8 protein-coding genes and 1 pseudogene are annotated in these 11,544 nt (G+C 34.3%); 7 read left to right on the forward strand and 2 right to left on the reverse strand.

Features of this window, described 5'->3' with window-relative positions; all coding sequences use genetic code 11:
- Nucleotides 1-130 precede the first annotated feature (130 nt).
- A complete protein-coding gene (locus OPR49_RS03785; protein ID WP_265026689.1) occupies nt 131-3,580 on the forward strand; it encodes an isoleucine--tRNA ligase in 3,450 nt (1,149 codons plus the stop codon).
- Nucleotides 3,581-3,641: 61 nt separating this feature from the next.
- The gene (locus OPR49_RS03790) at nt 3,642-6,377 is read left to right on the forward strand and encodes a hypothetical protein (protein WP_265026690.1); all 2,736 of its coding nucleotides are present in this window, start codon (nt 3,642-3,644) and stop codon (nt 6,375-6,377) included.
- Here OPR49_RS03790 and pheT read toward each other — a convergent pair.
- Nucleotides 6,374-8,710: a phenylalanine--tRNA ligase subunit beta gene (gene pheT / locus OPR49_RS03795; protein WP_265026691.1), complete on the reverse strand. Its 2,337-nt coding sequence runs from the start codon at nt 8,708-8,710 to the stop codon at nt 6,374-6,376. The genes OPR49_RS03790 and pheT overlap by 4 nt on opposite strands.
- Nucleotides 8,711-8,866: 156 nt before the next feature.
- Between pheT and OPR49_RS07580 the strand changes: the two are divergent.
- Nucleotides 8,867-9,022: pseudogene (locus OPR49_RS07580) on the forward strand (WPE palindromic element domain-containing protein); the annotation flags it as partial.
- 17 nt (nt 9,023-9,039) lie between these two features.
- Here OPR49_RS07580 and OPR49_RS03800 read toward each other — a convergent pair.
- Nucleotides 9,040-9,327 (reverse strand): hypothetical protein, encoded by a 288-nt coding sequence (locus OPR49_RS03800; RefSeq protein WP_265026692.1) that lies wholly within the window; start codon nt 9,325-9,327, stop codon nt 9,040-9,042.
- Between the two features lie 229 nt (nt 9,328-9,556).
- Here OPR49_RS03800 and OPR49_RS03805 point away from each other — a divergent pair, with 229 nt between their 5' ends.
- Genes OPR49_RS03805 through OPR49_RS03820 form a run of 4 tightly spaced genes read left to right on the forward strand, consistent with a single transcriptional unit; the run spans nt 9,557 to nt 11,537 of the window.
- Entirely contained in the window at nt 9,557-10,282 is a 726-nt protein-coding gene (locus OPR49_RS03805) for a F0F1 ATP synthase subunit A (protein ID WP_265026693.1), read from the forward strand.
- Between the two features lie 59 nt (nt 10,283-10,341).
- Complete coding sequence (locus OPR49_RS03810; RefSeq protein WP_006014985.1) at nt 10,342-10,569, forward strand: F0F1 ATP synthase subunit C; 228 nt, start codon at nt 10,342-10,344, stop codon at nt 10,567-10,569.
- A gap of 3 nt (nt 10,570-10,572) precedes the next feature.
- A complete protein-coding gene (locus OPR49_RS03815) occupies nt 10,573-11,052 on the forward strand; it encodes a F0F1 ATP synthase subunit B family protein (protein ID WP_065094794.1) in 480 nt (159 codons plus the stop codon).
- Nucleotides 11,053-11,060: 8 nt separating this feature from the next.
- Nucleotides 11,061-11,537 carry a F0F1 ATP synthase subunit B family protein gene (locus OPR49_RS03820; protein ID WP_265026694.1) on the forward strand — a complete coding sequence of 159 codons (477 nt, stop codon included), beginning with the start codon at nt 11,061-11,063 and terminating at the stop codon, nt 11,535-11,537.
- Nucleotides 11,538-11,544: the final 7 nt, after the last annotated feature.

Genomic DNA, 11,544 nt, shown 5'->3' on the forward strand with positions numbered 1-11,544 from the left:
CTGCAAGTAAAACTTAAAAAAAGGTATTGGAAGCTCGGCAGAATAGTTTGTTGGGGTGTGAGCTACGGAAATATTTTTGAATTTGTAATTTTTCAGAAAGCCCTATATTCTTTAGTTTTACATAGCGAACATGAAGTCAAAGCATTATCCTGATACAGTAAGTAGTCCTGATTTTTCATCGTTAGAAAAGGAAATCATAAAATTTTGGCAGGAAAACAAAGTTTTTGAGCGGTCAGTTGAAGAACGTTCCAAGGATAATTGTTTTGTCTTTTACGATGGGCCTCCGTTTGCAAATGGACTTCCGCATTATGGACATTTACTCACTGGTTTCATCAAAGACGCATTTGCAAGATATCAAACTATGCTTCAAAAAAGGGTTGAACGTAGATTTGGCTGGGATTGCCATGGATTGCCGGCTGAGATGGGTGCAGAAAAAGAACTTGGAATATCTGGTAGAACTGAGATAGAGAAGTTTGGTATAGATAAATTTAACGATCATTGCCGTACTTCTGTGATGAAATTTTCATCAGAGTGGGAGAAGTATGTAAATAGGCAAGCAAGGTGGGTAGACTTTCACAATGACTATAAGACTATGGATAAATCATTCATGGAGTCGGTCATGTGGGCATTCAAGCAGCTTTATGATAAGGGTCTGGTGTATGAATCAGTGCGCGTTGTACCATATAGCTGGGCATGCGAAACTCCATTATCTAATTTCGAAACAAGGCTTGATAACGCGTATAGAGAAAAAGTTAGCAAAGCTGTAACTGTTGCATTTGAGCTTTTAGAAAACCCACAGCAATTTAAAAGTGTTAAACAAAAATGTAAATTACTTGCTTGGACTACAACTCCCTGGACGTTGCTGAGCAACTTGGCTTTAGCAATAGGAAAAGATATTAAGTATTGTGCAGTGTCAGTCCACCCTTTGATGTCATTCCAGCGCGTGACGCTGGAATCTATTTCTGGATCCCAGTGTCTGGGCACTGGGATGACAGGGAGTAGTGAAGGAAGTTCAATGAATGGTGAAATATACATTTTTGCTGAAAGCTACTTAGAGAAATTTATCAGCCACTCTGAACAAAACAATATTCCATATGAAAACTGCAATATAAAACTTAAAGCGAATGATCTTGCAGGTCTTTCTTACAAACCACTGTTTGACTATTTTAAAGACACAAAAAATGCATTTCGCGTTTTTATTGCTGATTATGTGACGGAAGAAGATGGTACTGGCGTTGTGCACACTGCTCCTGGATTTGGTGAGGAAGATTTTTACCTTTGCCAAAGTCATGGTATTCCAATTATTTGTCCAATTGATAACAGTGGAAAATTTACTGCTGAAATTTCAGATTTGGCAGGGGTTCATGTTTTTGATACCAATGATACAGTAATAAAAAAATTAAAAGAGCAAGGGAATTGGTTTAAAACTGAGCAATATATTCACAATTATCCACACTGCTGGAGAACTGACACTCCTTTGATCTATCGCACTATGCCTTCTTGGTATGTTGCCGTTACAAAATTCAAAAGCAGAATGGTAGAGCTAAATAAGAGAGTTAATTGGATACCAAACCACATTAGAGATGGTCAATTTGGAAAATGGCTTGAAGGGGCACATGACTGGTCAATTTCACGCAATCGATTCTGGGGTACACCAATCCCTGTATGGAAATCAGATGATGCGAGATATCCAAGAGTAGATGTATATGGTTCAATAGAAGAACTGGAGAGAGATTTTAATGTTAAAATAGACGACTTGCACAGACCATTTATCGATACTTTAACAAGACCAAATCCTGATGATCCAACAGGAAAATCAGTTATGCGCCGTGTACCTGACGTGTTTGACTGCTGGTTTGAATCTGGCTCGATGCCATTTGCGCAAATCCACTATCCGTTTGAAAATAAGGAGTGGTTTGAATCTGCGGATTTTATCACTGAATACATAGCGCAAACCAGGGGGTGGTTTTATACGCTCTTTGTATTGTCCACTGCTTTGTTTGATAGGGAACCATTTAAGAACTGCATATGCCACGGTGTTGTTTTGGATGTAAAAGGGCAAAAATTGTCCAAACGTTTGAATAACTATGCAGATCCAATGGAGGTTTTTGATAGATACGGTTCTGATGCACTGCGTTTTCTTATGCTTTCTGGATCTATTGTTTGTGGTGGTAATTTGCTACTCGATAAAGAAGGAAACTCAATACGAGATGTTCTGAAAAACGTAATAAAACCTATTTGGAACAGTTATCACTTTTTTACTATGTATGCAAATGCAGATGGAATTAAAGCTGAAGTTTGTAAGGATTATCAAAGTACTATTGATCGCTACATGATTTCCAAATGTTTTGAAGCTGTAGAAAGTATCCAAGCTTCTATGAACAGCTATAACTCCCAAGAGGCTTGCAAAATTTTAATGAACTTTTTTGAAGTGCTAAATAATTGGTATATTCGTCGCAGTCGCGAGCGTTTTTGGAAAAGTGATTTGGATCAGGATAAAACTGATGCTTATAATGTTCTATATACGGTTTTTTATTACATACTAAGAGCTGCAGCTCCTTTGTTGCCACTTATAACAGAGAATATATGGCAAGGGCTTAAGTATGAAGAAACATCTGTTCATTTGGCTAATTTTCCACAATTAGAGAAGTTTGATAGTCAGCTCATTGCCAAGATGGATTTAGTGAGAGAGATATGCAACTCTGCGCTCTCTATTAGAAACACTTTTAACATACGTATCAGACAACCACTTAGTAGTATGACGATTTATCATCAGTCTTCCTGTAGTTTTCTTGAAGGTGAGCCTTTTTCTGTCATCCCAGAGTTCTCTCCTGTCATCCGAGTAGCTGACACTGGGATCCAGAAAGAAAAGAAATGGTTAAGTGCTGGAATGACACCAAGCATGAATGAATATCAAGAGATGATAAAAGACGAGGTAAATGTAAAAAAACTGAAGTTAGTAAACAGACTTGAAGATATTGCATCACTAGAACTGAAACTAAATTTTCCTATGCTTGGAAAGAGAGTTCCGGAGAAGATTAAGACACTGGTTCAATATGTTAAACAAGGAAAGTGGAAACAAGTTGAATCCGGTGTCATCCGAGTAGCTGACACTGGGATCCAGATGCAGATTCCAGCGTCACGCGCTGGAATGACAGAAGGTTCCGCAAAAGGTTCAATATTTTTAGGAGATGAAACAGAGAACTATATTATAGAAAAAGGTGAATATGAACTGTTATTAAAAGCAAACAGTGAATATTCTGCTGTGTTTGATAACAACAAAGGGATTGTGATTCTGAACACTACTTTAAATGATGAATTAATTCTAGAAGGGCTCGCGAGAGATATTGTGAGGCTCATTCAAGAAACTAGAAAACAAGCTGATTTTCATATATCAGATAGAATTAGAGTAACAATCAAAACAGAAGATGAAAAAATTAAGGAAGCAATAACTACATGGAATGAATATATAAAAGAGCAGACCCTTACCTTATCTTTGGACATTAATAAAGAGATCGAAGCCGACTTCTATTCTAAAGAATATCAAGGGTTGATAGTTGGTATCAAGTTAAGTTGTTAATAAAGTTGTAAAGTTACTAATGTTTATGCTATACTTAGATTGCTTAGGGTAAGGTTATAATATGAATAAAGCTGTTGCAGATGATTATGAAAAAGTTGTTAACAATAGTGATGGTTTAGGTAAAGTAGAATCTATTTCCAATGTTGCTTTGGAAGAGGAAGAAGAGTTTTTTGATGCTATGGAAGCTGTTTCTAATGTAGAAGAAGGGAATGATTTAGGTCTTGCTACTTCAGAAGAGGAAGAAGAATTTTTTGATGCTGTGGAAGAACAAGAGCCGTTAGCTAATTTTAACGTTCCACTCAGTATATTTCATTATAAAGATTATAACTCTGATTTTTTTACTTCTTGGTATAATATATCAAGTAGAATATTTAAAGAGGTAAATCGAGCTTGCCCGGAGAAGAAAGTATTAAATTTAGCTCTATCAGTTTTAATGTTTCCTTATATAGTTTTCACTGCGTTAGGATTAGCCGTATATAATAAATTAAAAACAAATGATAAGACACAAATCAGTTCAGAGGAGAATAAAACAAAAAAAAGTGAAGTAAGTGAAAGTACAGCAAAAAGACTGGCATATGGTGTTCTTGCTGCAATAGTGATTCTTGTTAATATAGCTATGCTTGCAGCATTACTTATTCCTGCAACACTCGCTTTGGCTACTTTTTATCTTTTAAATAGAGATTTATCTCACTCTTTAGTTACTGCTCTTAAAATAAGTATGGGGCGGTATTCTAATAAGCATCAAAATATTGAGGTGTCTTTTCATGAAAAGGAAGTTACTGGACCAAATATTGCGTGGGATATGGAAATAGAATTTCCACCGCAATTTAAACGATTGCTTAGAGATTTGTATGAAAATGAAAATAACAAGTGGTTTGATGTGACGCGGGATTCAGAGCATAGCATCGTACTGAAATTGTCAACTAACATCAATTTAAAAAATGGTCTTAAGCCCTTACGCAATGAAATCAAGGATGTGCTTGCAACTTCTATCCAAGAGTTTGCAAAGACTATGGAAGAGCTGATGAAGCTAGAAAAGAAAGATATTACATATGATAAACTGAAGGAATTGTTGAACGAATTCAGACTGAAAGTGGTGAGTAGTATAGATTCTAAGTTGATAACTCACTTAATATACAACGCCTATCAAGTTGCCTTTATACAAGCAGTTAGGTTTCAGATGGATAGACGGAAAGAAGGTTTTTCACTGGAAGATGAGATAAAAAATTCTTTAGTGAGACAGGAATTAGAGAGCCAAGGTAAGGAATTACCAAGTAGAAAAGAGATTATAATAGAAGATTTGAAAAACGCAAGAATGGAAGTAGAAGACTCAAAAGATGATGAATTTTCTGTACATGAGGCGGAATGGAAAAAGCTTATAAAGGAAGGCGAAATAGTTAAAAGGACAGTAATTGATATTTATAAAAATAAGCATCTCCAAGCAACAGAGAAAGCCTTAGGTAATGCGAAAGAAGAAATTGAACGTTTAAGAGGAATAGGTCAAACAAGGTGTAACAATATATATAAGAAATTAAAAGAAATACATGAAAACAGTAGCTTAACAAATGACACCTTAAAAAGGGGGTTAGAAGACCTTTTTAAATTCGAATATGATGATCAAGAGATTGAGCGCAGGCTGATAAAATCAGTAATGAAAAAAGTTCAAGGTAAGTTAAGTCAATCAGATATACCGGATAAGGAGAAGCAAAGCCTAAGGAAGCAGCTTGAAGATTTAGAAAAAAAAGTAAAGGTTCCATCGGATAAGGAAGCTTCAGCTAAAATAAATGACTTTATAGGAAAGATGTATTTAGAAATAAAAAAATATAAAGTGCAAAGGTTACTTCGAGAACAAAAAAAGGGTGTTTTACGTTTATGCAAGAAATTAAGAAAATATGGTGAATCAGGTCTAGCAGAAATAATTGAAGCTTTTCGCGTGCAAGATGAAGGACATTTAGAAAAATCTACATTAGAACAAACACTCAAAGATCAAAATAAGCGTTTACAAGCTGAACAAAATAACAGGGAAAAAGGGCATCCGGGTACAAGATCAATAGAAGTGCTCTTAAAAAGGAATGAAGAAATTCTGAAAGCATTAAAACAGTTAGAATTAGGCAAAAAAGAATTATTGATAAATGAAGAAACAAAAAATGATTATAAAGAAGAACTAACGTCTCGTGAAAAAATAAAATTTGCAGTAATAGAAGATGATTTACTGAAGGTATTCAAGCTTGAAACTTTTGATGAAAAAGAAATCAAGAAGTTATTAGAAAGAGCAGAACTGGAGTACTGTTTAGCAGAAAAACGCATCAAATATCCTGTAATTAAAACAAAAGATAATATCAAACATTTTAGTCAAAATTTATTGTCTCCTTTGATAGACAATTTGACAAAAAATATAATAAATAATATACCAGGAAATAGTGAAGATTATATACAGAAAGTTAAGAACTGGGGTAAAATTGTGCTTGGTACAATAAGGATTGGAACATCGAATGTTTACAAAGAGGCTACAGAAAGAAAAGCGTTAGAGGTGGCACACAACTCTTGTAAGGAAGGAGAGACATTTCTTCAACATTTCGAATCAAGTTATGAGAAAGCTGGGGCTTTTTTAAGTGATTTATTTTTTGATGAAGGAAAAACATTTAAAAATGATGTATGGCCTAAAATAGAAGAGCATTTGCATGGAATGTGGGATAGATTTTTTAAGGATATTGAATTCACGTTGGTTAAGAGTAGATTAGATGAGGCAAGCGTTAGGAATGCCAATAAACATACTGTAGATGAGAGAGCCATTTAGCTATACCTCAAAGTTCCTCCGGTATTTTCACATACTAAATTAACTATAGTACTTGATTCTTTTTGGATCTCTTTTTCAGTTAAAGTGTGGATTGGAGAGCAAAAAGTAACTGACAACGCTATAGACATCTTATTCGGTTCTATATTATTTCCATGGTATACATCGAATATCAAAACTTCTGTGATGAGCTCTGAGCTTTTTTTTATCACATTGATTATGTTACCTACTTCCACATCCTTATTTACTATAAATGCAAAATCACGTTTTACACTTTGGTATTTATAATCGATAAATTTCTTTCTACTTACAGGTAAATTTTCAATATTTTCTAGTATTACCTCAAAACCTACAACTTTTTGCTTGATATCAAAAAGATCTAATATATTAGGATGCAACTCTCCAAAATAACCTGCTACTTTATTCTTAAAAGAGAGAGTGCCTGACTTTCCTGGGTGGTAATGTTCTTTTTCTGCTTTCTCTATCGTTAAATTATCACAATTAACGTTAAAAAACTCCAAAGCTGCTATGCAATCAGCCTTTGCGTCAAAAACATCTACTTTCCTATCAGTATTATAATGGTTTCGCGGTAAATTATTTCCTGACCTAATTCCACTTAAAACATACTTAGACTGAGCTTCACCATCGTAAATCGGCCCAATTTCGAAGATTGCAAGATCAGATATTCCATGGGCAATATTATCAGCAGTAACTTGCAATAAATTTGGTATGATACTTGGCCTCATTATATTAAAGTTATTGTTAAACGGATTATCGATGATAAATAACTTATTCGAGTAACCAAATTTTTCAGCTGTTGATTCACTCATAAACGACCAGGTTAGCACTTCATGAAACCCTCTGTTTGTCATCAAAATACGCAAATTGTCGTATGTACTATCTACTTTTTCAACATTATTTGGTAGTGGTTCTTCTTTTATTTTGTCATAGCCGTATATTCTTGTTACTTCTTCAATTAGGTCAGCCGGTATTGTCACGTCCGGTCTCCAGCTTGGTACTTGTACATTCCAATTACCTTCGGTTTTTTTATCAATACTAAACCCTAGTTTCGTTAAGATATCAAGCACCTCATCAGGCGATACAGACACACTTCCAAACTTGTTCACATCCTGATAATCAAAGCTCACCTTGGTGTCAGCACTATCTAAACTGCCAGCAGACACTACGCTTGAGGTTTCTCCACCACATAAGTCCAGAATCATTTTAGCTGCAAGGTTGAGTCCATCAAAAGTAAATCCAGGATCAACTGAACGTGCAAATCTGTAACTAGCGTCTGTGGAGATGCTCAGCTCCCTTGAGGATTTAGCAATAGAGATTGGATCGAGCAAAGCTAATTCCAAAAAAATATTGGTAGTTTCAAAAGTACATTCACTGCACTTACCACCTATAATTCCAGCAACTCCATGAATATTTTTATCATCAGAAATAACGCTCATGTCTTTGTTTAATAAGTATTCTTTACCGTTTAAACCAGCAAATTTTTCTCCGTCGTTTGCTTTGCGTACTGTGAGCTCTCCTTCTATTTTTTTTGCATCATACGCGTGCATTGGGCGGCTGAAAGATATCATAATATAGTTCGTGATATCAACTATTGCAGAAATGGAGCGCATTCCTATCGACTCCAGCCTATCTTTTAACCATTTTGGGCTTTCTTGATTTTTTACGTTGGCGATGTATATTCCACTAATGAAACTTTCCCCGTCAGTAACTTCAACATCGATTGGTGAATTTATGGAGCTGGTAAGTTGTGGAATGCTTAAAGTCTTTAATGTCCCAATTCCAGTTGCAGCAAGGTCGCGAGCTATTCCATAAATGCCTAAGCAATCTCCACGGTTTGGAGTAACATTTATATCAATTACAGGGTCACAATTGAAAAATTTATCCCCTACTTTATAATCATCAGAAAGCTCGATTATTCCTTCACTTTTCTCTTGAGTAAATGCAAGTTCAGAAGCAGAGCAGAGCATCCCTTCACTTAGCACTCCTCGTATTTTTGTGGGCTTGATTGTGAAATCACTTTCTGGCAATGTGCTACCAAGAGATGCAAGCACAGTTTTCATACCTTCTCTAACATTGTTTGCTCCGCAAACTATTTGTAGAATTTTACTCCCATCATTTACTTTACATAATTTTAATTTATCGGCATTTGGATGAGGTACGACTTCTAATACCTCTGCAACGATAAACCCAGTTAATCTGGAATTGTCGATCACATCTTCTACTTCTAACCCTATGTGAGTTAATTTATCGGTAATTTCTTCTAAACTAGCATTGGTTTCTAAGTGCTCTAATAACCAAGATAATGTGAATTTCATGAACCTTTAAAGAAATAAAAGAGTTATTGTAATATAAAATGTAGTGCTTTTAAAGCTTGTTGTAATGGAATAAAAGGTAACTTCTGTATCACAAGCACAACTGTACGAACATTGTGATACAAGAAACTAAGAAAGATGTCATCCCAGTGCCCTGACTACTTGGATCCAGAAAACTTAATTTTAAATGAGTACACCAGGTGGTTGTACAATAAAAACTGGATTCCAGTGTCAAGCACTGGAATGACACCACCTACTACGCAAATTATCTACAAATTGCAATGTTTGTACACTAGAGCATTACAAGCAACGATGTAGAAGCTTTTGTAACTTTATATCTTCTTGCGAAGAGAATTTATCTTCTTTATATCACCTTTTAAATCTATTTCCGTAAAGAATTTAAGATTCATATTGTGGTCATCTTCATGGGCATTATAAATGTAACCATCAATAGTTAAGTTTCCTATCATATTATGGCTTTCATCTAGTATTTCGCTTCCTATTTGATAATGGCCAGTATATTCGTTAAAGGAACCATCTGTCAATTTGATGTATCCGTTACCAAATTCCTGCTCTAAATTTAAAAGATGATTAGTGTTAATAAAATCTATTTCGTTCATTATCTACCTCACTAAAAATTAAATTATAATTAAAATAAGATGTTAAGTCAAGATGTTGAGTAATTTAATAAGATTAGTAAATTTTAAAATACAGAGCTGACTGTAATTAACACTCTAATTACATATTTTGTTAATGTATCAATGTTATAATAACACAGAGCTCTATCTTAATTCTTGACTTTGTCCTATAAAATTCATACTTTATTTACTGTTGATAATTCAGATTAAAATGGCATTAAATCCGCTGGAGCAGTTTAAAGTATATACGGTAATAGAGTTACCCAGGTTATTTGGGTATGACGTAAGCTTTACCAATTCATCTCTTTTCACGATGATTTCGGTGATATTGGTGATACTCTTTTTGCTTTTTGGAATAAAGAAGGGGGCAGTAATACCAGGATATTTGCAAGCTGCAGTTGAGTATGTATATGATTTTGTTATTTCAATAATAGAAAATAACACTGGAAGCAAAGGCTTGCAGCACATTCCATTGATATTTACAGTGTTTATTTTCATTTTATCATGTAATTTAGTTGGTGTTCTTCCTTATAGTTTCACGGTCACAAGTCATGTGATAGTCACCTTCGCTTTATCGATGGTGGTTTTTATTTATATAACGATTGTTGGATTTAAAGAAAGGGGAGTAGAATTTTTACGCATATTGCTACCAAAAGGAACTCCTTCGTGGCTTGCACCTATAATAATTATTATTAAGTTGTTTGCTTATTTAGTAAGGCCGGTTAGCCTATCAATAAGGCTTGCAGCAAATATGATTGCTGGTCATACAATCATCAAAGTGATAGCAGGGTTTATTGTAAATATGAACATATTTCTCACTCCTACGCCGTTTTTGTTCATAATTGCATTGATAGGATTTGAAGTATTTGTTGCAATTTTACAAGCTTATATATTTACTATATTAACATGTGTATATTTGTCAGATGCAGTAAAGTAATTGACTTCCTTGTAGAATATTTTACAATTATATTATAAAGAAATAATTAAAGGTAATATATGGATTTAGTAGCTTTAAAATTTATAGCAATTGGTTTAGCTGTGTTTGGAATGCTCGGTGCTGGTTTAGGTATAGCTAATATCTTCTCTGCTATGTTAAATGGGATTGCGAGAAACCCTGAATCAGAAGGTAAAATGAAAAGTTATGTTTATATTGGTGCTGCCATGGTTGAAATCATGGGATTGCTTGCGTTTGTACTTGCAATGTTATTAATATTTGCTGCTTAACAGATGCCACAGCTTGATGTTTCAACCTTCTTTTCTCAAGTTTTTTGGTTTTTAATTTTTTTCTCTTCACTTTTTTTCGTAGTAAGTTGTTTATTTTTGCCAAAGTTAGATGAAATAATAAGCACTAGAAGTAAAGAAGTATTGGATTCTTTTAATAGTTCTGTTCATCTTTTAAGACTCACGGAAGATCAGGTTGCCAAGTATAATGCCGCTTTAAACCAAGCTAGAATACAGGCAAAAAAAATCATAGATGATGCACTTGCTCAGGTAGAAGAAATGAGAGCTAATGTTAAGAATATATTAGAAGAGGAAGACAAAAAAAAGAGCAAGCTTATTGAAAAAAAAGTGGCAGAATTTAAATCTGAATATACTGATCAGTTAAAACAAATGGCTACTAGTATTGCTTTAATTTATTATACTAAATTGACTAATTCTGAAATTGAAGAGGAATTTATTGCTGACTTGGTGTCCAAAGAATTTTAGGGGTTTTTATGTCTACATCACTGATTATCGGTCTTGCCTTCTTGGTAAGTTTTGTCCTTTCGTATAAATTGCTAAAGAAAGTGATAAAAAATGTGCTTAACAATAAGCGTAACAAAAGCAAATTTTCAAGTGAAGAAACTGAAAAATTCAGGAAAGATATGTTGGAGTATTACAAAAAATCTTCTAAAAAATACAAAGAATTAGATGCAGAAGTTAATAAAATGATGAATGAAGCACTTGATAAAGCTAATAGTATCATTAAGCACAATAGACAGCAGCTAGATCAGACATTAGATGACAATGCCCATTCTAACTTGAAGAAAGTCACTGACCAAGTTGAAAAAGCTCTTGGAGATTTACAGGCTAACACAGCGAATATAGCTGCTGATGCTGTAAAAAAAATAATGCATGAACGTAAAGATGATAAGCGTAGTAGCGAGGTCATATCTTCATTTTCACGTGACTTAAATAAAAAATTGCATTAGGTTCAAT

Source organism: Wolbachia endosymbiont (group A) of Bombylius major (assembly GCF_947251895.1).
In the GTDB taxonomy this organism is placed as follows: Bacteria; Pseudomonadota; Alphaproteobacteria; order Rickettsiales; family Anaplasmataceae; genus Wolbachia; species Wolbachia pipientis.

Coding starts and splice junctions, on each gene's coding strand:
- OPR49_RS03785 (WP_265026689.1), top strand. CDS start 131: ATGAAGTCAAAGCATTATCCTGATACAGTAAGTAGTCCTGATTTTTCA.
- OPR49_RS03790 (WP_265026690.1), top strand. CDS start 3,642: ATGAATAAAGCTGTTGCAGATGATTATGAAAAAGTTGTTAACAATAGT.
- pheT (WP_265026691.1), bottom strand. CDS start 8,710: ATGAAATTCACATTATCTTGGTTATTAGAGCACTTAGAAACCAATGCT.
- OPR49_RS03800 (WP_265026692.1), bottom strand. CDS start 9,327: ATGAACGAAATAGATTTTATTAACACTAATCATCTTTTAAATTTAGAG.
- OPR49_RS03805 (WP_265026693.1), top strand. CDS start 9,557: ATGGCATTAAATCCGCTGGAGCAGTTTAAAGTATATACGGTAATAGAG.
- OPR49_RS03810 (WP_006014985.1), top strand. CDS start 10,342: ATGGATTTAGTAGCTTTAAAATTTATAGCAATTGGTTTAGCTGTGTTT.
- OPR49_RS03815 (WP_065094794.1), top strand. CDS start 10,573: ATGCCACAGCTTGATGTTTCAACCTTCTTTTCTCAAGTTTTTTGGTTT.
- OPR49_RS03820 (WP_265026694.1), top strand. CDS start 11,061: ATGTCTACATCACTGATTATCGGTCTTGCCTTCTTGGTAAGTTTTGTC.